The following is a 25890-nucleotide window of genomic DNA, read 5'->3' on the forward strand; positions in this document are numbered from 1 at the left end:
CCCCCGCGATCAGGACCGACAGCGTATTGCCGGCGGCAATCAGGCCGATCTTGGTGGCATTGCGGAAGGCGGCGGAGGCGCCGACCAGATCGGTGAAGGTATACTTGGCCCCCACGACGATCGCCTTCGGCTTGCGGGAGGGGGGTGGCTGGAGGCGCAAGGCGACCTGCAGGATCGGCTCGGTCGCGTCACACACGATGGTGATGCCCAGCGGTTTAAACCGGACCTTGCGCGTGCGCGTCATCGTCGGTCCATCCTCGTCCTCCCTGGTGGGGTGGGCGGCGCCCGCTCCTCGTGGCCGGGCACTGCTCTCGTCTCACACCTAGCAACTCTTGTTCCAGGTGGAAGGGGGGAGGATAGATGCTAGGGGTAAGGAGTGGACCGACGTAATCAAAAAAGGATCGCTATGCTACCCTTGGCTACTGGGAGCGTATGGGCACTGCAGAGAATCATCCCCCATCAGGGTATCGACAACCGGACCGCCGACAGGTACGGGCGACACCTGCAGGCGTATCACCTCGGCACGCACCATGGCGCATAGCGATTCTCCTAGGGTGGCGTAGAACGGATGAGGTTTGCATAGGCTCAACTGCGCGGTCAACGCGTCGATCCACGTCCCCAGATGGTCCTGAACAAACCGCTGCTGAGCCGTGCGGGTGATCTCCATGGGTTCCTGCCACCCCTCTGCTACGGCGTATGCCTCCTTTAAGGTCAGGAGACTCATGAACTCAAGTTCAAGGCCGATATGATCTTCACGATGAGTATCGCCAGTAGTGGGGCACAGTCCGAACGCCAAGTAGAAACCGGCTATATCGGCGAGGCTCGCCGATCGGCCCAGGAGACGCCCGGCATCGCCGTAGGCGGTCTCGTACAAAGGGCAGCGTGCAACCGGGCCAAAGAGGCGGACATGCTCGGGTTCGAGCGTCTCTTCATCCGTACTGAGGAGGAGTCTGTTGGCGTGCTGAAAGGGCTGCTTCACCCCCGTCGGCCATGGACGCGAACCGGTCAGCAGCGCGCTCCACCGTGCTTTCAGTTGTTGTACGACGGCGTTGGAAGGGTAGGCGAATCCCAGGGCCAGCGCTTGAAAGGCAACGCTACGGAACAATGCGGTGGAGACCTGCTTTACCACGCTATAGGTATCCGGCATCTTGATCTCCATCTCCTGCTTACAGTCAAAAGATGATCGATCTGAGATCCTCGATCTCGGACTCCAGGACCGGCGATTCAGGATGTTCTACTTGGCTAATCTGAAAGGGATCCAGGTGGACCATGCCTTGCGTGCTCCGACCTCCCGATTGCCGCCATCCCACACTGCAAATGCGATGACGGTTTCGTCGCCAGGCTGAAGACGAGGTTGGTTCTCACTCACACCGACCAGCGGATGGGTGATGACGACCCGCCAGACACCGTCTCTCCACTCACCCTTGCCGTCCGCCTGCTGGTCGGAGTGAACGGTCATCGTGCCCCAACCCTCCGCTATTTGATCGAGAACGGGTGATTGCTTATGTCGCGAGATCGGGTTGTCAAGACCTAAGGCCCCCGTATACGGTCCAACGTCAATCGCCTTCAGTACCTGGTCGGGGTAGATATCCACCAGGGTATTGGGGTAGAGGTCCCGCACTGTCGGCTCGCCTTTATCGACGTCGCGCTGGAACGCCGCCCGCCATTGCCAGATAATCACCCTTCCCCCGGGGTCCCCCATCATTGGGCTGGGTAAGGCGTCTTTTCTGTACCGGACCGGCAGCTCGACAGCCACCTGGTCCGCGAACTTATCCGAAACAATACGGTCATTCATTGTAAGATCTTTCCATTCCAACAGGATCGCGAGCCATTGTCCGTTGTGTGCAGCCTTCACGCTGAGCGATCTGACGGACGCATTGGGATTTTTGGGGATGGCGATTACCTGCGGCAGCATAGTGACGTTGACCGCCGGCGCTTGTTTCCAGAATGTTGCCTGGAGATCTGTCAGATGCCCTTGATCTTTCACACGGATCGCTTGAAGCAGTTCCGCGTCGGAAGGAGAGGCTGCCACCGCGAGGCTCAATGTCAAGACGGCGAATATCAACGGACTGAGGTGATACCGTCTGTTCATGATCTCCTCACTCACGAGATATTTGTGCGAAAGGTTTGAAACTGTTCGTCGTAGGCAGCTCGGATGTGAATAGGTTCATTCATCGGTACCCGCGCCACCTCGGTACCCTTTTCGTCATAGCCGAGCGCGTGGCTGCCCTCGATCTTATAATGGTAGATGATCTCCGGGGTGCTGCCGAAGAGGAGGAGCGCGCCCAGCAGCCTGAGGTTCTCGGAGGCGCTGCGGTAGGTGGCGATCGCCTCCTCAACGCCCCAGCCGAACATCTGATACAGAAAGGCTGGGGGCACGTGCACCGGGGGGATGTAATACACATTGGGCTCCAGGCCGAACTGCGGATAGAGCGGCTTGGCAACCTTCGCCAGATGGATAAGGTAATCCAAGGGGTTATCTTCTCTCGCCTTGTCCGGGGGTGAGATGAACCCTTGCAGGCGAATCTTGCCGATGCAGGTGATGGCACATTGGGTCTGCCGTCCATTTTCGATGGCCGGATAGCAGCCAATACACTTCTCCGAGACGCGGGTCATGGAATTGAAATAGACCTTCTTGTAAGGGCAGGCTCTCACGCATTCGCGGTAGCCGCGGCAGCGATACTGGTCCAGCAGCACGATCCCATCTTCCTGGCGTTTGTAGATCGACATACGAGGACAGGCGGCCAGACAGGCCGGGTAGGTGCAATGATTGCAGATACGCGGCAGATAGTACAACCATTGCATGTGGGGCATCTGCAACCAGGCGCCCTGCGCCATGTTGCCGTAGGAGTCGTCTTCACCTACGTTGGGGTTGGCATAGTCCAGGTCATCAGGCAGATATCCGAGAATACGTTCCCCGCTGGGCGCTGCTTCGAACAGGGTCTGTCCCTGGTAGGGAAACGCTCGCATATCCTGCACGCCCAGCTTCTCGAGAATACGAACGTCCCATCCCAGCGGGTAGTACCCGTACGGCTTCGTCTCCACGTTGTTCCAGAACATATACTCCTGACCGCGTCCGGGCGTCCAGGTCGTCTTACAGGCTACCGTGCATGTTTGACACGCAATGCACTTGTTGGTATCCATAATCATGGCAAACTGCTTATGGGGCCTTATCCCCTCATACGGATACTCCATCTCGCGGCTGATTTGCCAGTTGTATACCTTCGGCATCAGAATCCTCCCAGGGGTAACTGCCGGCAGTCAGCTATCAGTGCAAGCGCTATTGCTTGCTGCTGAAAGCTGTTGGCTGAATACTGGTGTCATGCCTTGGTCAGTCTCACAAACCCGCCCCTCAGGTACTGCTTCACGGTGTCGCTCTCGGTGCTCGGTCGAAGCCCCAACGTCACCGGGCGCCATAGCCCTTTACCGCCGAGACCTCCGTCCTCGGCCTTCGTAAATTTTGCGAGCGATTCCCTTGGGGCGCTGGTGACGCAGTGCACGTCCACGTTAAATCCTCTGGTGATTTCGTGGGTCCAGGACTTGCGGGAGATCAGCGTGTGGGTCTGGTGCGTGGGTTTGAGCCAGGTCCTCGTGAGGCTCTGATGGCCGCCGTATCGAAACAGGGCCTGATAGTTGGTCTCGGCGTTCTTCGCAATGCCGTCCGGTCGGGTTTCGTGCGCCTTGACCGAACCCGGCGTCGCCATGTAGCCATTGAACCACATACGCGTGATGCCTTGTGGGGTGCCCGGGTAGTAGCGCGCACGCGCCAAGAGTCGGGCTACCTTGTACTCTTCCTTTCGCTTCGGGTCGTTCCAGCCGCGAAAGGGCTGCTCCTCCGGATCGCCGTCGATCCATACATAATCGCCATCGTGAATTCCCATGGCCTTGGCGTCGTCGGGATTGATGTCCACATACATCTCGCCGGTGTCGGGCATTCGCTTATCACGCCGGTAGATATCGCCGAAGGGCCCAAAGAGCGCGGCCATAAAGTCGGTGTCGATCGGCATGGTGTGAGCCCCGTGGCGGTACTTTGGCGTATGGAACACATGATCCCACCCGCGATCCTTCAACGGGTGTGTCGACGCAAGCAACTGTGCGACGGTATAGATCGTATTGCGCATCTGACGGGCGGTGTGGCTCCGATCATCCGGCGTGATCCCCCAGTCCTCCGGTCGCTTAGGCCGAATCGCCGGATGAGGGGCCGCCGCGATGCTGCAAGGATCGTAGAAGGTGGCCTCTGACGGCTCGCGATGCACGATCAGATTTTCTCCCGCGTCAATGAATTCGGGCTCCGGGCGGTAGAATTCCAAGCGACCCGTTTTGGTATACCAGGGTTTGGACTCCTGCACCTGTTCAAAGCTGTTGATGCGCGGGTAGGTCCGCGTGTTCAAGAGGGCTGGAATCCCGACCTTCGCCAGCTTTTCCAACTCTTCGAAGCGATACCCTTTCAGGGGCGCAGACCCGTCGATAATGCGTTGCAGGTAAACCTCGACGCGGTTGGCGGCGATGAAGTGCCACATCTGTTCAAAGCGGGGATCGCCGGTGAGCCTGCCCAGCTCGCGCGCCACCCCCAGGTAGGTGTCATTGTCGGACACGGTAGTAAAGGCGCGGCGAGCCGGCGTGCGTGGATAGGCCTGAAGGAACGGATTGGTGTTGGAGGCAGTCATGTCGGGATACTTGAACTCCATCCACGAATCCACGCCGTAGACGATATCACTGAACTCGCATGAGGCCGTCCACCACCAATCGTTGTAGACCACCAGCTCGGCGCGCGGCAAGGTGTTGAACGCCACATCGTAAAAGCCTTTCTGGTTGCCCAGGCTAGAGTTGGAGTTGACCTGCCAGATGCTCTTGGTGGGCGTGGGGAGATGGGCGCCCGTCGTAATCTTTTTGCTCCCCGCCTTCATGATCCGCTCGCCGTTGGCCCAGTAGTGCATCGATTCAGGCCGAAGGTAGTAACGGGTTATGATCGGGCCCGTGGGATCCAATTGGAGTTGGAACGGATCTTCTATTGTCCAGCGACCGATCCCGGACAACAGAGTGTTCTTGTAGTTGCCGGAGAAGCTGCCGATATTCCCCCCATGGCGACCCAGGCTGCCTGCCAGCGCAAGAACCAGAAAAATGGCCCGATCTTTGTTGTCGTTATTCCAGAACTGGTTGGGTCCCATGCCGCAGGCGATGAGTGTTTTGCCGCCGCTGGCGGCGATGTCGCGCGCTAACGTCAGAATCGCATCTTTCGGCGCCCACGTGAGCCGGCTGCAGAGCTCCGGGGTCATGTTGGCATTGAGGTACTCCTGGATCAGATCAAATACCGGTCTCGCTACGACCTTTTGGCCGTCGGCCAACGTCACATCGAAGCTTCCCGAGAGGGCCGGATCGATCCCCAGCTTGGTGAAGTGCGCGCCAAGATCGTCGTGGCCCACGGCCACAGGACGATTGGCGCGCGCATCCCACATGGCGAAATCGGCCAAATCGTGTGCCAGATACTCCGGCACCTGCACACCGTTTTGTTGTGGGGTGGGCGGAGGGATTTTCCCCTTGGGCACCATCTGGGTCCAGTTTTGCCAGGCCTTCTCTTGATACCCCGGGAAAAGATCTTTGGCTGCGAGGCGCTGCAACGTATCCATTCGGATCAACGTAGGCAGATCGGTGAACCGCTTGACGAAGTCGGCGTCGTAGCGCTTCTCCGCTATTATTACCTGGGCAAGACCCAGGGCGAAGGCTGGATCTGTGCCCGGTCGAATAACCACCACGTTGTCGCATTTACTGGCGGTGGCGGAGTACTCGACGGTCACGGTCACGATTTTGACGCCTTTAAGCCGCGCCTCTGTCATCCAGTGACTGTCGGGCATCTTGGTGGTGATCCAGTTCATTCCCCATATCACCGCCAGCTTGGCGTTTTCGACGTCAAACAGCTCGAAGTCATTCGTCTGATCACCGGTGACCATCGGATGCCCCGGCGGGAGGTCGGTGTGAAACGAATAGGAATCCCATGCGCCGGCCCCTTTGGCCTCCTGGGGACCGACTTCCCGGATGTGGTGGTCCAGGAGCGCCATGCTGTTCCCCATCCGGAATGCTCCAAAGATTCGTACGGCCCCTTGCTGGGCCATTCCTCCGCGAAATTTCATGACGCGGGTTCCGGCCCCGCCCACTTGCTCAACCATATCCGGGTCGTAACCCTGGGCAAGCAGGTACGCCTTGCCCTGCTCACCGGAATAGGTTCTCGCGATGTTATACAGCGCCTTGGCATGGTAGGCGTAGGCTTCCTCGTGCGAGACCCGGACCCAGTGATCCCAGCCTCGCTGCATCAGATCCCTCGGCGCCGCCCCGGTCATCGGATCGCGCGGAAACCCCTTGTCTACCCACTCCTTGAACCCGCGGCGGATGAAGGCCCCATCGATGCGGCGGTCGCCATACAAGCGACGGGCCAGGACCAAGCCCTTCTGGCAGCAGCGCGGGTCCCAGCGATGACTGGTCTTGTTCCCATACAGATCAGTGGCCTTGCCGTAGCCGTAGGTAGGCTCGATCCGGACCAGGACGTTGTTTTTGACAAAGCCGTTGAGGAGGCAGTTGTGCGTGTCGTTGGGACAGCAGAGAAAGACAAAGGTCTTATCGGTGCGGAAGATGTCGCGGTAGATCCGCTCCCAGTCGCGGTTGGGATACGCGGCCAGGGGATTGGGCACCGACACCGGGGCCAGATAACGGTACTGCGCAAACAGATCCTCAGGAATCAATACCGCGCCGAGTCCGGCCATACCAGCCAGCTTGAGAAAGCCGCGCCGAGAAAGTCTGCGTCTCATGGCCACCTCCTTGTTTGGTAATTTGAGGTCAGCAATCGCCGTGCCACAACCGGCTCTGGACGGCCTCCATCGGGAGATCGCCCGCCCGAGAGGCTTTCGAGTGATTATCCGGCTACGGGACGGCTGCTAGGAGCATGGCTAACAGCAATGAGTAATGGGGCGGCACCTCCCCACATTTAAGGAGCTGCCTGTAACTTATTAAGATCTAACCGGTGTATGCTGGGGTTGTGATGCCCCACATAACTCACAAAAGTCCCAGTTCTTCAAGCAACCAGATGGGATGGATCGGGTTCGCTAAGGAGGAAGGCGTAGCATAGAAGTTGACCAGCCTCTTTTGAAGAGATTAGAATACTACTGATTCAGCACTCGTATCATGGGAGTCATCGCGGAGACAAAAGAAACGCCAATGAAAGCAAACGATAGCATTCTTGGTCTCTTGACGCGAAGCCATCCGCCCTCTCCGATTTACGATTTCGCGGCCCTCCGAGTTGCGGCCATCATTGCGAGCTACGGATGGCTCTCGTTGACCCCTCTTTCCCAACCCCAGCGAGGTACGGTTACCCTCTTACTGTACGCCTTCACACTATACTGCATCCTTCTGTACGCCTGGATTGTAACCCACCAGGAGCAGATGAGGCGACTCAACCTCCTGGTCCTGGTGATCGATCTGGGTTTTTCCCTGGTCCTGATTCGACTGACCGGCGGTGTCGAGAGTCCTTTTTTTCTGGCGCTCTATTTGATCGCCGCCCTGCAGGCCTACTATTATGGCCTCCGGCGCGGCGTTGCGGTGCTGGTCTCATCCTCCTGTTTATACGTGATGACTATCTGGCCTACCTGGCAGCCGACCTCCGCCAGCATCGTCTCTCTACGGTTGGGCTTCATCATTCTGGTGGTGGTGCCTCTCGTGATCCTCTCCGAACGGGAGCGGCGGGGGCGACGCGAGCTGGAAGCCGTTAATCGCGAGCTGGAGGAAGACGTGACCAGGCGCGTCGCCCTGGAGCGACAGGTGCGCCAGGCCGAGAAGTTGAGTGCCTTGGGAACTCTTTCAGCGGGTCTCGCGCACGAGATCAATAATCCTCTTGGGATTATCACCTCCCGCGTCGAATTGGCCCTGATGGATGCGCATGAAACGGAAGTTCCGAAGCAGTTTATTGATGACCTGAAGGTGATCGAGAAGCATGCGCAGCGGGCGGCTCGCGTGGCGCGAGGGCTGTTGTCCTTCTCCCGGCCTGCCACCGGGCAATTGCTGCCCCTGGACCTGAATGGGGTCATCGAGGAGACCCTGCTGCTGATCGAGGGGCAACTTGAAAAGGAACAGATCGTTCTGGAGCGGCGCCTCGCTCCTTCACTGCCGAAGGTGATGGGGAACGTCAGCCAACTGGAGGAGGTGCTGCTCAATCTGTTCACAAATGCTCGCGACGCGATGACCGCGGGCGGTCGCATCCGCGTGGAGAGCCGCTTAGCGGCAGACGAGGCAAGCGTGCAGATTCTGATCGCTGATACCGGAGAGGGAATCCCCGATGTGCTTGTCCAGCAGATCTTTGACCCATTCTTCACCACGAAGAAGACCGGTACAGGGTTGGGCCTCTCGATCAGCTACGGAATTGTCAAAGAGCACAGGGGGAGATTGGATGTCCATAGCGAGGCGGGGAAAGGGGCCACCTTTATCATGACGTTGCCGGCGGGGGACGTGTGAGGATGAGAGAAAGGACAGGATGCTAGGTCGAGTACTCGTGATCGATGATGAGGTGGACATGCTCGAGAACTGCGCCAGGCTTCTCACCCGCTTTGGCTACGATGTGATGACCGAGGCCGAGAGCGACAAGGTGGCCATGCTGTACGATCGGGAGAGGCCCGACCTGGTGCTCACAGACCTTCGAATGCCTGGCCTTGACGGCCTAGGCGTCCTTCAGGCGATCCGGGCGATCGATCCCGAAGCGACCGTGATCCTGATCACCGCCTTTGCCACGATCGAGACCGCCGTCGAGGCGATCAAAGAGGGGGCGTTCGACTACCTGCCTAAGCCGTTCTCGGCCGATCAACTCAGGGTGTGTGTGGAGCGGGCGATGGGTCAGCGTCGTTTGCGGGAAGAGAACCGACGACTCCTGGAGCGACTCGCCGAGACTCACCGCTTCGACAACATCATCGGCAGGAGCCTGCCGATGCTTCAGGTCTTTGAGACCATTAAGAAGGTTGCGAAGAGCGAGGCCAATATCCTGATCATCGGTGAGACGGGGACCGGCAAAGAGCTGATAGCCAGGAGCCTCCATGTCAACAGCCGCCGGGCGGCAGGTCCGTTCATTCCCGTTGACTGCGTCTCGCTTCCCGAGAACCTGCTGGAGAGCGAGCTATTCGGACACGAGAAGGGCGCATTTACGGGAGCGCAGGCTACCCGTCCCGGACTGTTTGAATTTGCCAGCGGTGGGACTATCTTCCTGGACGAGGTGGGCGATATCAGCCTGAATCTTCAGGCGAAGTTGCTGAGAGTTCTGCAGGAACGTCAGGTACGGCGGGTCGGGTCCAACCGGATCATCGAGGTGGACGTGCGCGTCATCTCGGCCACCAACCACGACCTAGCCCAGGCAGTCGCCACGGGCAGATTTCGGGAAGACCTGTACTATCGCCTGAATGTGATTTCACTTCCGCTGCCGCCCCTGCGAGATCGCACGGGAGATATCCAGTTGATCGCGCATCACTACCTCACAAAGTATGCGGCCGGCAGCGGGAAGGAGGTCAAAGGCGTGACGCCGGAGGCGATGCAGCTCTTAGAGGCGCACAACTGGCCTGGGAACGTCCGCGAACTGCAGAATGTTATGGAGCGAGCCGTGGTCCTGGCCGAATACGAGCTGGTCCAGCCACAGGATCTGCCGGAACAGATCCGCGTCAAGGTCGAGGCTGCCTCACCACTTTCGCCGAATGAGCTGCCGCTCAAGCGGGCAAAAGAGGTATGGGCCGGCTCGTTTGAGCGGGACTATCTGATCCATCTCCTCAAGCGACATGACGGCAATATTTCGCAGGCTGCGAAGGCCGCCTGTGTGGATCGGAAAACGGTTCATCGCCTGATGAAGAAGTATGGGATCAAGCTCTCGTAGCGGTCCGGCCCGCAGGGTCGCGTGCAATGATAGGTGAGGAAGGTCGCCTTTTCCCTTGACAGGATGGGCCTAAGTGATTGAAGATATGCGTCGTTGACCGCGAAGGCGGTGAGGCTATTTAGGCGCGTAGCTCAGGGGGAGAGCGCTTGCTTGACACGCAAGAGGTCGGCGGTTCAAGACCGCCCGCGCCTACCATTGCTTGCGGCACCCGGCGACCTGTGCGTGGTACGCAGGCAGGTTGTTGTGCCGGTTAGAATCACCTAAGCAGAAAAGGGCATCATATCGTTGCTGGTGCCCTGTTCTGTTCAAAGACAGAGACAGCGCGTGAGTGAGACCCGAACCCAATCGATTGTTGTCACTCTGGACGACGGACGGCGATACGAATTCTCTGCCGGTGTGACGGTGCTGGCGGTGCTGGAGGCCGTGGATCCGGCAGCCAGGAAAGAGGCGATCGGCGCGACCGTCAACGGCCGTCTCGTGGATCTCTGCAGTCCCATCGAGGCAGATGCGCACGTGACGTTAATCAGCACCACGTCGCCGGAAGGCCTGTCGATGCTTCGGCATAGCGCCGCTCACCTGATGGCAGCCGCCGTGCAGAAGCTTCTGCCTGGCTCAAAATTTGCGATCGGTCCGGCCGTCCAGGACGGTTTTTACTATGACATCGAGCCGACTCGCCCGCTCACCCAGGACGATCTGCCGGCCATTGAGGCCGCGATGCGCGAGATCTCGGAGCAGCGGCTGCCGTTCGTCAGGCTTGAGGTCCCGCTGGATGAGGCGATTGCGAAGGCAGCGGCGCTGAACCAGCCGTATAAGATCGAGCTCTTGGAGACCATTCGTGACCGGGCGACGGCTGCATGTGGAGCCGCCGACCTGTCTGCGTGCAGCGCACCGGCAGGGCAGGATGAGCTGGCGCATGAGGTGGACCCGGCGGCGCAGCGGGCCAGCTTCTACACAACCGGCGATTTCATCGATCTCTGTCGCGGTCCCCACGTCCTGGACACATCGATGATCCGCTTCTTCAGACTGACGCATCTGGCCGGCGCATACTGGCGGGGCGACGAGCGGCGACCGATGCTGACCCGAATCTACGGGATCGCGTTTCCGACACAGGAGGCGCTTGAGGCGCATCTGTTTCTCCTGGAAGAGGCGAAGCGGCGGGACCATCGGCGTCTGGGCCGCGAACTGGACCTCTTCAGCATCCATGATGAGATTGGCGGTGGATTGGTCCTGTGGCATCCGAAAGGGGCGTTAGTCCGGAAGCTCATTGAGGATCTGTGGCGTGAGGAGCATCTCAAGAACGGCTATGATCTTGTGTATACGCCGCACGTCGGCCGGGCGAAGTTGTGGGAAACCAGCGGCCATCTTGACTTTTATCAGGAGTTCATGTATCCGAGAATGGAGATGGAAGGGAACGACTATTACGTCAAGCCGATGAACTGCCCCTTTCATATCAAGTTATTTCAATCCAAAGTCCACAGTTACCGGGAACTGCCGGTACGGTTTGCCGAGTTGGGGACGGTCTATCGCTTCGAACGTGTCGGTGTGCTCCATGGGCTCCTGCGCGTTCGGGGGTTTACTCAGGACGACGCGCATATCTTCTGCACGCCGCAGCAGATGGTGAGCGAGGTAGCCCGCGCCGTCAGCTTCAGTCTGTCCTTTCTCGGCAGCTTTGGTTTTGACCGGTATGACGCCTACATCGCCACGCGACCGGAGAAGGCGATCGGGGATCATGGGCTCTGGAATGACGCGACTGAAGCGTTGCGCCGGGCGGCCGACGATGCCGGCCTCGCCTATCAGGTTGACGACGGGGGCGGCGCCTTCTATGGGCCGAAGATCGATCTCAAGGTAAGAGACGCCTTGGGCCGCGCCTGGCAGTGTACTACGATCCAGTTCGATTTTAACCTGCCGGAACGCTTCGACATTACCTATGTCGGCGAGGACAACCGACCGCATCGACCCTTCATGGTGCACCGCGCAATCCTCGGATCGTTGGAGCGGTTTTTTGGAGTATTGGTCGAACATCATGCCGGCGCCTTCCCGACCTGGCTTGCGCCGGTGCAGGCGCGGCTGGTGCCGGTGGCGGATCGTTTCCAGCCGTATGCCCAACAGGTCTCCGAGCAACTCAGGACTACAGGGATACGTACGGAAGTGGATGTGCGGAACGAGAAGGTCGGCTACAAGATTCGGGATGCGGAGGTGCAGAAAACCCCCTATATCCTTGTGGTAGGGGAAAAAGAGGCCACTTCAGGCGCTGTCTCGGTGCGAAAGCGCGGCGGGCGGGATCTGGGTGTTATGCTGATCGATCAATTCGCAGCCGCGATTCAAGAGGAACTCAAGCCGGCTCTGAAGGCCGCCGTGCCGGCTTCATATGAAGGAGGGAGCATCCATCAGTAGAAGTGTTCGGGTGAACGAGCGGATTCGGATCAAAGAGGTGAGGGTGATCAGTCCGGAGGGGGCGCAACTGGGGATCCTGCCGATCCAGGAGGCCCTTGAGACCGCCCAGAAGCTCGCGCTCGATCTGGTAGAGGTGGCGCCGGACGCCAAGCCGCCTGTCTGCCGGATCATGAATTATGGGAAGTATCGGTACGAGCAGAACAAGAAGACGCGGGAGGCGAGAAAGAAGCAGACGGTCATCCAGATCAAGGAGATTAAGCTCCGACCCAAGACCGATGATCATGATTTTCAATTCAAGGCCAGACACGCCGAGCGCTTCTTGAAGGAGGGGAATAAGACCAAGGTGACCCTGATGTTCCGGGGCCGGGAGATGGTTCATATCGAGCGCGGGAAGGCGCAGTTGGACCGTTTTGCGGAGGCGCTCCAGGAGGTCGCTGCGATCGAGCAGTACCCCAGGCAGGAGGGCCGGAATATGGTGATGATCCTCACCCCAAAGCATTGACAGGGAGGAGCGACGGTGCCGAAGATCAAAACACTGAAAGGGGCAGCCAAGCGGTTCAAGGTGACGGGAACCGGCAAGATCAGACGCTACAAAGCGTCAAAAAGCCACTTGCTGACCGGTAAGTCGAGGAAGCGAAAACGAAATCTGCGTCAGCCGGGTCTGGTGTCCAAGGAGGATACGGCCCGAATGAAGCGATTGATTCCCTATCTGGGGAAGTGAGGAGACTGGGAGGGAAGGATGCCACGCGCAAAAGGTGGATTCAAGACGAGACGTCGCAGGAACAGGGTTCTGAAAGAGGCAGAAGGCTACTTTGGAAAACGAAGTAAGGCATACAGGAGCGCGCAGGAAGCGGTCGATCGGGCAAAGCGGTACGCCTATCGCGATCGAAAGGCCCGTAAGCGGGAGTTCCGCAGCCTGTGGATCATCAGAATTAATGCGGCGGCCCGCTTATCCGGGCTGTCGTACAGCGCCATGATGGGTGGCCTTAAGAAGGCCGGTGTGGCGGTAGACCGGAAGGCCATGGCCGATCTGGCCATCCAGGATCCGTCGGCGTTTACCAAATTGGCGGAGACTGCCCGGGAGCAGTTGGCAGCCTGAGGATCGCGATATGGTTTGCCCAGACTAGCCCCGACCCGTGTCGGGGCTTGTTGTTGTGGGGGAGAGGTGGAGGCATTGCGGCAGGAACTGGAGGATCTGAAGGCGGCGGCGCTCACGCAGATTGAGCAGAGCGCGGACTCGGCCCAGCTCGAACAGGCGCGCGTGCAGTACCTCGGCCGTAAGGCTAGATTGACGGCGATCCTTCGACAATTGGTCACGCTTCCCCCGCAGGAGCGGCCGGCGATCGGGCTGCTGGCCAACCAGGTCAAGCAGGCGATTGAGGAGCGTATCGCGGCCAGACGTGCAGTCCTGGAATCAGTCCCGAGCGATGAACTGCTGGCGGCAGATCGGATCGACGTTACCCTGCCTGGGAGGCGGCCGACTGTAGGCCGTTTACATCCCCTTACTCAGATTATCCGTGAGATCTGTCAGATTTTCGCGGAGATGGGATTCGCCGTCGTCGAGGGGCCTGAGGTGGAGTGGGACTACTATAACTTCGAGGCCCTCAATATTCCCGAGGATCACCCGGCTCGGGAGATGTGGGATACCTTCTGGATCGATCCGGCCAGCGCCCGTTCCGACAAACCGATGCTGCTCAGAACGCACACCTCGCCGATGCAGATTCGCATCATGGAACAGACCAAGCCGCCGATCCGCGTCGTGGTGCCCGGCAAGTGTTATCGATACGAGGCAATAGACGCCAGCCACGAGAGCCAGTTTCACCAGATTGAAGGACTGGCAGTTGATGAGCACATTACCTTTGCCGACCTGAAGGGGACGCTCTATGCCTTTGTGCGCCGTCTCTTCGGCGAAGAGCGGAAGATCCGCTTTCGGTGCGACTACTTCCCGTTCGTCGAACCTGGCGTCGATATGTCGATCGACTGTTTCCGCTGTAAGGGGGCTGGGTGCCGGCTATGCAAGGAGAGCGGATGGCTCGAGATCCTGGGCGCGGGGATGGTGCATCCGAATGTCCTGGCGCGCGTCGGGTACGATCCGGCGCGCTACACCGGCTTCGCCTTCGGTCTGGGCCCGGCGCGCGTCGCCATGCTCAAGTACGGCATCGACGATATCCGCCTGTTCCACGGCAACGACCTTCGCTTCCTCCAGCAGTTCCCCTGAGACCTCTCTTCCTTCGCGCTTACACATCCACTGCTTGACATGGTTCCACCGCTGGCATAATCTGCTGTCGCGGTAAGCATCGCAGGAGTGTAGTTTAGGACTTACCGTGCCGGCTTATGTAGGAGACAGTTCCGGCCACTGCGGGAACCCCAATGTGGCGGCCGAGAGTTCGACGCTTAGAGCGAGTAGACTGTCGTAACATCCCAGGATCCGTGAATGGAGGGAGGTCTGTTCATGGCAACGCCGAAATCGCCGTCAGCTAAACCAAAACGATCAAAGGCCGAGGTCAAACGGGAGTTTGAGGAGATTGTTGAAGAGGTCGCAGCGGCCAAGGAGGCATCGACTGCGAAAGCCGAAGCGATTGTAAAACAGAAGGAGCAGGATATTCGCCAAGTCGTTTCAGATCTCACCGTAGAAGGGGTGGCCCAGGGGATCACGGGCTTGAATGTGGAGATCTCCAGGTTTCTCTCCGGTCTCTCTGATAAGCTGGTCCGTGAGGTGAACACGCTGGCATCGGTCCGCGAGGCCATTGCTTTGGAACAAACGGAACTGGAGAAGTTGCACAAGATCGACGTGGCCACAACGGCTCTGGATATGCTCGTGAAGGAATACCAACAGCAGAAGGAGATCTTGGAAGTCGAGATCGCAGCCGCGAAGGCGGCGTGGACCGAACAGGATCGACAGCGAGAACGGGATCAGAAGGAGTATGAGGATACCCTAAAGAAGCAACGTCAACGCGAGGTCGAGGAGTACGAATACAAGAAGGCGCTGGACCGCAAGAAGGCGCAGGACAAATACGAGGAGGAGATGCGCCTGCTCGAAAAGAAGAACCGTGAGAGGCAGGACACTCTGGAAAAGAGCTGGCAGTCGAGAGAAGCGGAGTTGAAGGAGAAAGAAGCCGCGTTCGCTCGGTTGTCGAAGGAGGTCGAAGAGTTCCCGGGACGGCTCCAGCGAGAGGTCCAGCAGGCTGTTGCGGGGGCGGTCCAGTCGGTCGAGCGGCGGCATGAGCAACAGATCGCGCTGTTGGCAAAAGATGCAGAGACCGAGCGGCGTGTGGCGGCATTACAGGTTACATCTCTTCAGGAAACTGTGTCGAGGCAGCTCACGTATATCGAATCGGTCGAGAAGCGCCTCGAGGAGGCGAAGCGGCAGGTTCAGGAGATTGCGGTCAAGGCCATCGAGGGCGCTTCTGGCGCTAAGGCCCTGGCGCATATTGAGCAGATCGCAATGGAACAGGCAAAAACCCGAACTCAGCCGTAGGAGCCTGTTGACTCACTTTCAGTTGTTGATGCGATGCGGGGGCGCCTGATAGACCAAAAGGAGATCGAATTCAGGAAACGGTGGCTCGATGAGTCGATGGAGGAACTCCGAACACTCGTGGGCCGCGCGCGCCTGGGACACCCCGTCTCTCCAAGTTAGACTGCTGTGCCACGGCTGGAGCTCGCGCGTATCGCCATGCTCAAAGCCGACATCAAAGATATCCGCTTCTTCCACGCCTATAACGTTCGCTTCGTCTGATCATTCTCATGAGCCAGAACACCGCAGCTACAAAAGCATCGTTTCGCCCATGAACCTTTGGTGACGCAATATAAAGAAGCGTTGGATATACTACATTATGGGATTGCGATCGCCCCATGGGCGTCGGTGATCCGTACAGTCTCTTTCGACTTCTGTTGGAGGATGAGGAGCTCTACTTGCAATAATGCGAAGATTGCTTTACTTTGTTTGCAATTCAATATGAGTCGCTGGCGCATCAATAGACATAACGATTGATGGCATACACGGGCTACGCCTCATTTTCCTATTTTCTCTACTGGCGCTATGCAAGCCACTCAACGAGAGCATTAGCCCACTTGTCATTATTTGTGGAGGAGCTCTATGGAAGAGAAGGAAGAGATAGAAGAAACGCAAGAAGCGAAGCATACATCTTGGGTAAAAAAGGTCATGGCCATGTTGGCCATCGGGGAAGCCGTTGTGATTTTCATCGGTATTCAGTTCATGCCCTGGGGTCGAGCGACTATTAACCTTCCTGTGAAAGCAGAGCCGAAATGGGACAGCCCCAAAACGAGAGAGTTGTTCTTCCGCGCCTGTGGCAATTGTCACAGTAATCAAACCGTCTTGCCGTGGTACGACGTCGTCGCACCGATTACGTGGATCATCAAACGCGACATCGATAAAGGTCGCGCCGTCCTCAATGTATCAGAATGGGGACGCGAGGAGAATGAAGCTGACGAGGCTGCAGAAGCTGTCCGAAGCGGCTACATGCCGCCTACACGCTATACCATCCTACACCCGTCGGCAAGACTCACGGATTCCGAGAAGCAGGCGTTCATCCCAGGATTGGTTGCCACATTCGGCAGCGAGCATAAGAGCGAACAGAAGAGTAAAAAGAAGGTGTCCGACTCGATACGATTCTTCCCCGTTCACGAGGATGAATAGAACACGGGCAGACGCGCGCCTTTCAACAACCGTGGCGGCCAGATCTCAACACCGGAGCGGCGAAGGATGGACTTCGAGCTAAGCGAGGAGCAGCGAGCCATCCAGGCTATGGTCCGGGAGTTTGCCGAGCGGGAGGTCGCGCCGGTCGCTGCCGATCTCGACGAGCGAGAGACGTTTCCGGCTGAGATCGTCCGAAAGCTCTCGGAACTGGGACTGATGGGCATCCTTCTTCCCAAAGAGTACGGCGGCTCGGGGATGGACTACATCAGCTATACCGTGATCCTTGAGGAGCTTGCGCGGTTCGATGCATCGGTCGCGTTGACCGTAGAGTCGCACAACTCGCTCTGCAGTAACCATATCTACCTCTTCGGAGGTGAGGCTCAAAAGAGGGACTATCTTCCCCAACTGGCCGGTGGGCAGGCCATTGGCGCGTGGGCGATGACAGAGCCTGAGTCGGGAAGCGATGCAGCCGGTATGCAGGCTACTGCGACACGTGAAGGGGATCAATGGGTGCTGAGCGGGACGAAGAACTTCATCACCCAGGGGAGTGTGGCGGGTATCTACGTGATTATGGCGCGCACTAATCTGGCGGCGCGGGAAAAGGGGATCTCGGCCTTTATTGTCAAGAAGGGGACGCCCGGGTTGCGGGTCGGCCGGAAAGAGCACAAGATGGGATTTCGGGCCTCCGATACGGCCCAAGTTATCCTGGAAGGCGTGCGCATTCCGGGGACAAACCTGTTGGGCGAGCTGGACCACGGCTTTATTGATGCGTTGACGATCCTGGATGCGGGGAGGATCGGGATGGCCGCCCTCAGCGTGGGCATTGCCCGCGGCTGTCTGGAGGAGGGGCTGAAGTACGCCAAAGCACGACAGGCCTTCGGCCGGCCGATCGCGGACTTCCAGGCGATTCAATGGAAACTGGCGGATATGGCCACCGAGATCGACGCGGCCAGGCTCCTGGTTTTGCAGGCCGCCTACCTGAAAGATGCTGGTCAGCCGTTCACGAAGGAGGCGTCGTACGCCAAGCTCTTCGCCGCGGAGGTAGCCATGAAGGCCGCCACTGAGGCGGTTCAGATCCACGGCGGTTATGGCTACATCAAGGAACACCCGGTTGAGCGCTATTTCCGCGATGCCAAGTTCTGCGCCATCGGCGAAGGGACCTCGGAGATCCAGCGACTGATCATCGCCCGCGAGCTGTTGGGTCGAGCATATGTATAAAGACGGCGCGGGGTGCTGCGCCCGATGTGCGGTAACGCATGGAGCTGGTGGAAAAAATTCTGAAGGGTGATGTACGTGCGGCGGCCCGCCTCATGACGATGATCGAAAACGGCGATGCCGAGGCCAGGGCTGCACTGAAGTTACTCTACCCCCACACCGGCTCGGCTCACATCATCGGGATCACCGGTCCGCCGGGCTCCGGGAAGAGCACGCTGGCGGACCGGCTCACGGAGGAGCTGCGAAAACGCGACAAGACGGTGGGGATTGTGGCGGTGGATCCGACGAGCCCGTTTACCGGAGGGGCGATTCTGGCAGATCGGATCCGAATGCAAAGCCACAGCCTTGACGTTGGCGTCTTTATCCGCAGCATGGCGACGCGAGGCCACCTGGGCGGCCTGGCCCGCGCCACCAACGAGATCGTGGACGTTATGGATGCGGCAGGGAAAGAGATCATTCTGATCGAAACGGTAGGAGTCGGCCAGGATGAGGTGGAGATCGTGGGAACGGCGCATACCTGCGTGGTGGTCTCGGTTCCGGGCCTCGGCGACGAAGTGCAGACCTTTAAGGCGGGTGTCCTGGAGATCGGCGACCTGTTTGTGGTCAATAAGGCCGACCGGGAGGGCGCGAACCGGATCGCCACCGACCTTGAGATGATGCTGCAGATGGCGCCTGTCTGCGTGCCACGCACAGGCAGGCCGGAGGGCGCCGGCTGGTCTCCAAAAGTTCTCAAGACGGTCGCCACCACGGGGGAAGGCGTCGCAGCGCTCCTGGATGCGATCTTCGAGCACAGGGCCTTTATGGATGAGCGTGATCTGCGGAAGCAGAAGGGGCGGGAGCGAAGTGAGCGTACATTTCGGACGCTGTTACAGGAGACGCTCACGACCAAGGTGTTGGAGCAGTTCGATCGAAACGGGGGGATGAAGGAGTTGATCGCTCGTATCGCCGATCGCGCGCTCGATCCGTATACCGCTGTGGAACAAGTCCTCGCCAAGATCGGCCTGTAGGGGGTGATGAGCATGGATGTGCTGCAGGCGGGAGTCGGTGAATTCAGCGTGACAGACCCGGACGATCTGCGCGCTTTCATGCGGACCGGGAAGCGGCGGGAGCTGGTGGATAAGGTCATGCCCGAGGCTGAAGCGGTTCGCCGGTACGTGAAGGACGGCGATTACGTCAGCTTCGACTTCTCCTCCTTTACCCGAGGCCCGGCTTCGCTCGTTCGTGAGATCATTCGCCAACGGCGAACGCAGCTCTGGTTTGCGGCCAAGTTCACGCTAATGGAGACCACGCTGCTGGCGGCCGGAGGCTGCTTGCGAGGCGTCGATGTGGGCTTCCTGGGTCTTGGCCGCCTGATCAGTAAGTTGGTAGAGGATGGGCGGATCAAGGTGACCGAGTGGACGAACGGGACCTTGACGCTACGCCACCTGGCCGGAGCGATGGGGGTACCGTTTCTACCGACCAGGAATCTGCTGGCCACCGACACGCTGACCTATTCCGGCGCCAAGGTGGTGCAGGATCCCTTTACCGGCAAGCCGATCGCGCTGATTCCCGCCGTGAACCCCGATGTGGGGCTGATCCATGTCCATCAGTGCGATATCTATGGGAACGCTCGCTGCTTCGGTCCGGGTGTCTCACCCCTCGAGACGGCGATGGCCTCCAAACGGACTATCCTCTCAACCGAGGAGATCATCACGACCGACGATATCCGCAAGGAGCCTTCGAAGACCACCATCCCGTACTACATGGTGGATGCCGTCGTCTACGCCCCGTTTGGGTGTCTGCCCGGCGGGACGCAGGGGCTCTACGAGATGGATACCGCGCACTTCCTGGAGTTCATGATCGCCTCACGCGACGAACAGAAGATGGCCGTCTATCTCGACAAATATATCTACAGCGTGGCCTCGCATGAGGAGTTTCTGGAGAAGCGGGTGGGGATGGTGAGTCTCCTGGAACTGAAGCGACAGGCGATGATCAAGGAGGGGTATCATTGAACGGGAGCGAGTTCAGCGAATCAGAGTTCATGATCTGCCAGTGCGCTCGGCTGATAAAGGACGGTACGTTGGTCTTTATCGGCTATGGGATGCCGCAGATCGCCGCGATCTTGGCTCAGCGCCTGCATGCTCCCCGGATGGCCCAGGTCTACGAATTCGGTGCGGTCGGCGCGCTGCCAGAGACTCCGTTCGTCCGCTTCACGATGGGCGGGCCACGCAACTGCTATCGATCGCTCGCCTGGACCAGCATGAACACCATCTTCGCGCAGGCCCAGCTCGGGATGATCGATATGGGCGTCCTTGGCGCCACCCAGATCGACCGGTTCGGCAACATCAACTCGACCATGGTCGGGCGCGACTACCACCGTCCGGAGAAGCGGTTTCCGGGGAGCGGAGGGGCGAACGAGGTGTTGTCCCAGTGCTGGCAGACAGTGATCGTCTTCAAGCACGAACGCCGCCGTTTCGTGGAGAAGGTCGATTTCGTGACCTCACCCGGGTATCTGGATGGCACACCCGGGGCGCGCGAGCGGGCCGGCTTACCGAAAGATACCGGGCCCTGGCGAGTGGTCACATCCAAGGCGTTGTACGGATTCGATGAGCAGACCAAGCAGATGACCCTGCTGGGGGTCCTGCGCGGCCTGACCGTGGATGACGCCCTGAAGGAGATGGAGTTCACGCCGCTCATTGCGCAACAACTTGAAGAGCTTGCACCCCCGACTGCTGAGGAGCTTCGCATCCTTCGGGAAGAGATCGACCCCGACCGAGCCATCATCGGCGGGACCGCCGCAGACTAACGACGGTAGGGCTCCTCGACTCGACATGGGGCAGCGAATATGCCCGATCCCATTCGGCAAGATTCTTCCAAACGCTGGGAGCCGGCGTTACGTGCCCTTATCGAAACCCTCCGCCAACCCACCCATTTCGCTCGCAAACCGGCTATCTGTTCCAATTGAACTCGGCCAGGCGTTCCGATACTGGTGCAGCTTAGTGACCGTGCAGTAGCACAGGATTTCGATAATCGCTCGCGCCTCAATCGGGGCATTCGACTCATAGTGAGGAACAGCATTCGGACTTGACAGCCATTAAAAAGGTATATATTTTATACTTTAATGGAATTTGAATACGGCGAGGAAAAAAGTCGAAGAAACAAGGCAAAACACGGGATCGACTTCATAGAAGCGCAACGTCTCTGGGAAGACTCCGAACGGGTTGAAATCCCAGCGAAAACAGACGATGAAACGCGCTCTATTGTCATAGGTCTTATCGATCGAAGGCACTGGTCCGCGGTCTTTACCCACAGAAGCGACAAGACGCGAATTATCTCAGTCCGTCGTTCACGACGTGAGGAGATCCACATTTATGAAAGCTAAAGCGTTCGACGAGAAATTCGATAAGGGCGAAAGTATCCTGAGACATCTCGATCTGTCGAAGGCCATTCGCCCCGGGAGCCAACAGCGAAGGGTGAACGTTGATTTTCCGGTCTGGATGATCGAATCACTCGATAAAGAGGCCAAGCGACTCGGCGTGACTCGTCAATCAATCATTAAGGTCTGGATCGCTGAGCGTTTGCAGAAGCATGCATAGGTGGTCGAACCAGGCTTAGAGCTGTTCTCACTGCGCTCGGCGGCTCAAGCGCCTCGTGAGGCGCCAAAGTGTAGTTTGATGATGCTCACGGGAACCGCGCCTACCCGCCGAGTGGGGTAAAGAATACACCCCCGCCATCTTGAGTCTCATGTATCGGTTGCAGTGCCCTGTCTTGCCCATGCTTGGTTCATTACCCTTCATCAAGGTATCTTGGACCAGCATCCTGCTCGCGAGGCAACTGGCGATCATCGGGAGCAAGGCTGGGGACTAATCTCCCCGTATGTCCTCGGCCAAACGAATTCCCGTGAATTGCCACCGCTTCTCGGGCTGAAAGTAGTTGCGGTAGCTGATCCGGATATGATCTCTTGGTGTGACGCAGGAACCACCCCTGAGAACCATTTGGTTCACCATAAACTTACCATTGTACTCTCCGAGCGCCCCCTCCGCCGCTCGATAGCCGGGATACGGCAGATACGCGCTGTCGCTCCATTCCCAGACATCGCCACACATCTGGAGAGGTTGTACGTTCCCTGTTCTCCGGTCGCCAAGTGGGACGGGATGGTACGCTGCAGAGTCGAGGAAGTTGCCCTCTATTACCTGAACGCCTAAGGCCTGCGCTGCAACTTCCCATTCAGCTTCGGTGGGCAGACGCTTGCCCGCCCACTTCGTAAAGGCATCTGCCTCAAAGTAACTCACGTGGCACACAGGTGCATCCTGCCCAGGGGCCTCAGACCCGACAGCGTGAACATGTCAAACCTCATCGCTCCGCAGCCGGTAGACCGGTCTCAACAGATTGCCGGCCAAGATCTACTTGATGTCCGTCAGTAACGGCTCTTGATGCTGCTGCATGGGGCAAGAGTCTCGAAGGCTAGAGTCGACACTCGTCGGTCACCCATCTGGCGTGGGAAGACGAGAACTTTCTCCTTGCACACGACGCGGGTATCCGTCACGATGGGGCATGGAAATCACACGGAGGGATTGATGGCCAGGCAAGCCTCTTAGCGCTGTTGCGAGCGCCCTCTAGCGGAACCCTTGAGCGTGCAGTCTGGACCGTCTGTATCTATCATGATGGCCTGATGGAGGAGATTCCAATGGGACGAGTTGATTGGAGATACCACCGCCCTGGGTGAAAGAGCTGCACCAAGACGCAAGAGTTTCTTGCGAAACATCGTGTCGAGATCGGGGTGCAGGTGGATGCGAAGAAAACAACCCTGAAGGATCAGGAGGCGCTTGCGCTGGTTCGAGAGGTGGACGAGATCTACGCGACGAAAGGGCAGAAGGTTATCCACGTTGACCTGCGGAAGGACAAGCCGGACAGGGCTCAGCTTTTGGCGCTCCTGCTGGGCCCGAGCGGGAACCTGCGAGCCCCGACCCTTCGGAAGGGACGCACGCTTGTGGTCGGCTTTGACGTGGCGACCTACGAGCAATTGCTTCGATAGGCGCCCCTTGGTTGGGACCCGGCCCCTCCATCAGCTTTTTCGCCAGGATCGGAGAAGCGAATCATTGCATAGTGGCTGGCCGCATTGCCCAACGCGGCCGTCTGGTGGAAACGGCTGAAGGCAGCCTGCGAGAACGAGGGAGATGGACTCATTGTCGTCGCACCGCGTATCCCTATTCGTCGCGGGTGGCGAGCCCGTGCGCCGCCACCGCGCCTGCTACCCCGCCCATCCACTCGGTCTGGCGTAGATTCTGACCGGTGGCCACCGCTTCCGCACTCCATTCGGACTGATGGACGTCCCACAGCGGCCGGTAACGTCTCCGGCTTAGGTCCTACCGCTCTGGATCTCGTAGGCGATGTTTTGATCGCCGCGGCCGATCGGTCCCGAGGACAAATCCCGGCCAATGGAATGCATCAATAGGGCGATATTCCGTGGTATAGTGAATGTGGTTGCGGAGTAAGTGCCCCCTGGTGGCCCGCCGGTATGTGCGTACTACGAAATGTTCATTGATCACTGAGGTGGCGAGATGACAGAGCGCGAGGGGATGCGTGTGTGCATGCTGGAATGGGCGCTGACGGGGAAACATGCGTTAAGGTCCAGAGCTGTCTTTACCAACACCTGGTATTGCTGATGCTTGGTTCAGATCGATCGTTGTAATGCGAACGAACTACTCTAGAGCCAAATGGCGAGCGATAGTCGTTGCCCTTCTGATAAGCGCGACACTCGGCGCCACTGCATGGGGAGCCCCTCCGGCGCGCGAGGAGGATCTGCCCAACCTGCCACAACTGGCGATCTTTCAGCCCGGCGAGCCAAGCCTCCTTTACGATGATGAAGAAAGGGTGCTCAGCTCCGTTGTTCCGGAATACCGGGTCTTTGTCCCGCTTTCCCGGATTCCCTTGAAGTTACGACAGGCTATCATCGCCGCCGAGGACGCCCGCTTTTATGAGCATGGGGCGCTTGACCTGCAAGGGATCGCCAGGGCAGCCGTGAGAAATCTTATGTCTGTTTCCGTAAAGGAAGGGGGCAGTACCATCACGCAGCAACTTGCGAAGACTCTGTTTTTAAGCCACGAGCGGACTATCGGACGGAAGGTCAAGGAGCTGCAGCTTGCCAGTGAACTCGAACAGCGCTACACAAAAGATCAGATCCTGGAGATGTACCTGAATTCCATTTATTTCGGTCATGGGGCGTACGGGGTCGAGGCAGCCGCACGGACCTATTTCAGCAAAAGCGTCACGGAACTCACCCTGCCGGAAGCGGCGCTGCTCGCCGGACTTCCCCGCGCGCCCGGCAGGTACTCGCCGCTGATCGATGCCAAGCGCGCCAAGGCGCGTCGGCAGTACGTACTGGACCGGATGGCGGCAACAGGCGCGCTCAAACAGGCCCAGGCGCGCCGGGCCAATCTTACGCCTGTTTCGGTGAATCCGATGTTTCGATCGAAGGGCATGGCGCCATGGTTCGTCGATTATGTCCGACAGTATCTTGAGACGCGCTTGAGCCAGACCCTGGTCCGCCAAGGTGGGCTGAAGATCTATACGACATTGAATGCCGGCATGCAGCGGGCAGCGGTCAAGGCGATGAGCCGGGGTATTGCTGCCATCGTCAAGCGTAAGGACGGACAAAAGGAGGGTGGAAACGCGGCACCGGAGGGGGCGCTGGTTGCCCTTGATGCCAGGACCGGTGAGATCAAGGCGTGGGTGGGCGGCTCAGACTACGGCCGGAGCCAGTTTAACCGGGTTGTGCAGGCGCGACGCCAGCCCGGCTCGGCCTTCAAACCGCTCGTCTATGCGGCGGCGTTTGAGCGGGGACTTACGCCGTCGACCGTTATTGACGATGCCCCCATCAGCTTTGAGATCGGTGCGGGGAGGCGAAGTGAAACGTGGGCCCCAGAGAATGTGGACCGTAAGTATCGTGGGCTGGTGACGCTTCGTCAGGCGCTTGAAGAGTCGATCAATGTTCCGACCGTCCGCCTGATTGCCGCAATCGGGGTCGATCCGGTCATCGACCTTGCCCATCGGCTTGGGATTACCTCGGAGCTTCGGCGGGAGTACGCCCTCGCCCTTGGAGTCTCTGAGGTAAGTCTGTTGGAGATGGCGTCGGCCTATCAGGCGTTCGCCAATCGTGGGAGTTGGACACCGCCCTTCGCCATCCGCCGGGTAGTGGGTCCTGGCGAGACCGTACTCGAAGAACAGTCGCCCCAGCCGCAACAGGTCTTGCGCGAGGAGGTCGCCTTTGTCCTGACCTCGGTCCTTGAGGGCGTGGTCGAACGCGGGACGGGTAAGGCCGCCAGGCGTATCGGGCGCCCGGTCGCCGCGAAGACCGGGACCACTCAGGCTGCAGAAGATCTCTGGTTCATCGGGTATACCCCGAGTGTTGTGGCGGGGATCTGGCTGGGTTACGATCAACGCCGTCCGATCGGCTCTCACGAGACGGCCGGCAAAGTAGCCGCGCCCATCTGGGTTGATTTTATGAAGCAGAGCCTTGGCAATAGCCCCGTTGAGGCCTTTCTCCCGCCTGAAGGGGTCGTTCAGGTGCTGGTCAATCGAAAGACGGGACAGCCGACCTCATCGAGCGATCCCGATGCCTTCGGCGAATACTTTATTAGAGGACAGGAAGAGCTGGCGCCTTCAGCCCTAGTGCTGCCAACGACTAACGCCGCTTCACCGGGGCCGAGCGATAACGCCGTCCTTCCGCCTCTCCCCAGCCAGTGACGTATTT

24 protein-coding genes and 1 tRNA gene are annotated in these 25890 nt (G+C 58.9%); 18 read left to right on the plus strand and 7 right to left on the minus strand.

Annotated features, from left to right (window positions below; translation table 11 throughout):
• The 5 genes from KGL31_04320 to KGL31_04340 all read right to left on the minus strand — a co-directional run.
• The coding region (locus KGL31_04320) for a hypothetical protein (GenBank protein ID MDE2321128.1) at window positions 1-244 on the minus strand (244 nt) is incomplete at its 3' end.
• A gap of 165 nt (window positions 245-409) precedes the next feature.
• Window positions 410-1147, minus strand: a complete 738-nt coding sequence (locus KGL31_04325) for a molecular chaperone TorD family protein (protein MDE2321129.1) — start codon at window positions 1145-1147, stop codon at window positions 410-412.
• A gap of 87 nt (window positions 1148-1234) precedes the next feature.
• Window positions 1235-2092, minus strand: a complete 858-nt coding sequence (locus KGL31_04330; GenBank protein ID MDE2321130.1) for a hypothetical protein — start codon at window positions 2090-2092, stop codon at window positions 1235-1237.
• 11 nt (window positions 2093-2103) lie between these two features.
• Window positions 2104-3231 carry a dehydrogenase gene (locus KGL31_04335; GenBank protein MDE2321131.1) on the minus strand — a complete coding sequence of 376 codons (1128 nt, stop codon included), beginning with the start codon at window positions 3229-3231 and terminating at the stop codon, window positions 2104-2106.
• Between the two features lie 89 nt (window positions 3232-3320).
• Complete coding sequence (locus KGL31_04340) at window positions 3321-6800, minus strand: molybdopterin-dependent oxidoreductase (protein ID MDE2321132.1); 3480 nt, start codon at window positions 6798-6800, stop codon at window positions 3321-3323.
• A gap of 406 nt (window positions 6801-7206) precedes the next feature.
• On the opposite strand from KGL31_04340, the gene KGL31_04345 reads away from it, so the two are divergent.
• From KGL31_04345 to KGL31_04385, 9 genes are all read left to right on the plus strand, one after another.
• A complete protein-coding gene (locus tag KGL31_04345; GenBank protein MDE2321133.1) occupies window positions 7207-8496 on the plus strand; it encodes a hypothetical protein in 1290 nt (429 codons plus the stop codon).
• A gap of 19 nt (window positions 8497-8515) precedes the next feature.
• Window positions 8516-9892: a sigma-54-dependent Fis family transcriptional regulator gene (locus KGL31_04350; protein MDE2321134.1), complete on the plus strand. Its 1377-nt coding sequence runs from the start codon at window positions 8516-8518 to the stop codon at window positions 9890-9892.
• Window positions 9893-10012: 120 nt separating this feature from the next.
• Window positions 10013-10087 (plus strand) — tRNA-Val (locus KGL31_04355).
• Window positions 10088-10216: 129 nt separating this feature from the next.
• Window positions 10217-12286 (plus strand): threonine--tRNA ligase, encoded by a 2070-nt coding sequence (gene thrS, locus KGL31_04360; protein MDE2321135.1) that lies wholly within the window; start codon window positions 10217-10219, stop codon window positions 12284-12286.
• A gap of 10 nt (window positions 12287-12296) precedes the next feature.
• Window positions 12297-12788, plus strand: a complete 492-nt coding sequence (gene infC, locus KGL31_04365) for a translation initiation factor IF-3 (protein MDE2321136.1) — start codon at window positions 12297-12299, stop codon at window positions 12786-12788.
• A 15-nt stretch (window positions 12789-12803) separates the two neighbouring features.
• Entirely contained in the window at window positions 12804-13007 is a 204-nt protein-coding gene (gene rpmI / locus KGL31_04370; protein MDE2321137.1) for a 50S ribosomal protein L35, read from the plus strand.
• An 18-nt stretch (window positions 13008-13025) separates the two neighbouring features.
• The gene (gene rplT, locus KGL31_04375; GenBank protein ID MDE2321138.1) at window positions 13026-13385 is read left to right on the plus strand and encodes a 50S ribosomal protein L20; all 360 of its coding nucleotides are present in this window, start codon (window positions 13026-13028) and stop codon (window positions 13383-13385) included.
• Window positions 13386-13460: 75 nt separating this feature from the next.
• A complete protein-coding gene (gene pheS / locus KGL31_04380; GenBank protein ID MDE2321139.1) occupies window positions 13461-14504 on the plus strand; it encodes a phenylalanine--tRNA ligase subunit alpha in 1044 nt (347 codons plus the stop codon).
• Window positions 14505-14738: 234 nt separating this feature from the next.
• Window positions 14739-15764: a hypothetical protein gene (locus tag KGL31_04385; protein MDE2321140.1), complete on the plus strand. Its 1026-nt coding sequence runs from the start codon at window positions 14739-14741 to the stop codon at window positions 15762-15764.
• Between the two features lie 18 nt (window positions 15765-15782).
• Here KGL31_04385 and KGL31_04390 read toward each other — a convergent pair whose 3' ends face one another.
• Window positions 15783-15998: a hypothetical protein gene (locus KGL31_04390; GenBank protein MDE2321141.1), complete on the minus strand. Its 216-nt coding sequence runs from the start codon at window positions 15996-15998 to the stop codon at window positions 15783-15785.
• Between the two features lie 450 nt (window positions 15999-16448).
• Between KGL31_04390 and KGL31_04395 the strand changes: the two genes are divergently transcribed.
• From KGL31_04395 to KGL31_04425, 7 genes are all read left to right on the plus strand, one after another.
• Window positions 16449-16943: a heme-binding domain-containing protein gene (locus KGL31_04395; GenBank protein MDE2321142.1), complete on the plus strand. Its 495-nt coding sequence runs from the start codon at window positions 16449-16451 to the stop codon at window positions 16941-16943.
• Window positions 16944-17009: 66 nt separating this feature from the next.
• Entirely contained in the window at window positions 17010-18161 is a 1152-nt protein-coding gene (locus KGL31_04400) for an acyl-CoA dehydrogenase family protein (protein ID MDE2321143.1), read from the plus strand.
• 38 nt (window positions 18162-18199) lie between these two features.
• Entirely contained in the window at window positions 18200-19165 is a 966-nt protein-coding gene (gene meaB / locus KGL31_04405) for a methylmalonyl Co-A mutase-associated GTPase MeaB (protein ID MDE2321144.1), read from the plus strand.
• A gap of 12 nt (window positions 19166-19177) precedes the next feature.
• Window positions 19178-20149 carry a CoA transferase subunit A gene (locus tag KGL31_04410; protein MDE2321145.1) on the plus strand — a complete coding sequence of 324 codons (972 nt, stop codon included), beginning with the start codon at window positions 19178-19180 and terminating at the stop codon, window positions 20147-20149.
• Window positions 20146-20943, plus strand: a complete 798-nt coding sequence (locus KGL31_04415) for an acyl CoA--acetate/3-ketoacid CoA transferase subunit beta (protein ID MDE2321146.1) — start codon at window positions 20146-20148, stop codon at window positions 20941-20943. Before KGL31_04410 ends, KGL31_04415 begins: the two co-directional genes overlap by 4 nt.
• 315 nt (window positions 20944-21258) lie before the next feature.
• The gene (locus tag KGL31_04420; protein ID MDE2321147.1) at window positions 21259-21519 is read left to right on the plus strand and encodes a BrnT family toxin; all 261 of its coding nucleotides are present in this window, start codon (window positions 21259-21261) and stop codon (window positions 21517-21519) included.
• On the plus strand, window positions 21509-21733 hold the full coding sequence (locus tag KGL31_04425) for a CopG family transcriptional regulator (protein ID MDE2321148.1): 225 nt from the start codon (window positions 21509-21511) through the stop codon (window positions 21731-21733). The genes KGL31_04420 and KGL31_04425 overlap by 11 nt, the downstream gene beginning before the upstream one ends.
• 267 nt (window positions 21734-22000) lie before the next feature.
• On the opposite strand, the gene KGL31_04430 is transcribed toward KGL31_04425, so the two are convergent.
• Entirely contained in the window at window positions 22001-22438 is a 438-nt protein-coding gene (locus KGL31_04430; GenBank protein ID MDE2321149.1) for an SUMF1/EgtB/PvdO family nonheme iron enzyme, read from the minus strand.
• A gap of 479 nt (window positions 22439-22917) precedes the next feature.
• Here KGL31_04430 and KGL31_04435 point away from each other — a divergent pair, with 479 nt between their 5' ends.
• Window positions 22918-23172 (plus strand): hypothetical protein, encoded by a 255-nt coding sequence (locus KGL31_04435; GenBank protein MDE2321150.1) that lies wholly within the window; start codon window positions 22918-22920, stop codon window positions 23170-23172.
• A 656-nt stretch (window positions 23173-23828) separates the two neighbouring features.
• Window positions 23829-25883, plus strand: a complete 2055-nt coding sequence (locus KGL31_04440) for a penicillin-binding protein 1A (GenBank protein MDE2321151.1) — start codon at window positions 23829-23831, stop codon at window positions 25881-25883.
• Window positions 25884-25890: the final 7 nt, after the last annotated feature.

The sequence above is a fragment of the Candidatus Methylomirabilota bacterium genome (assembly GCA_028870115.1).
Taxonomy (GTDB): domain Bacteria; phylum Methylomirabilota; class Methylomirabilia; order Methylomirabilales; family Methylomirabilaceae; genus Methylomirabilis.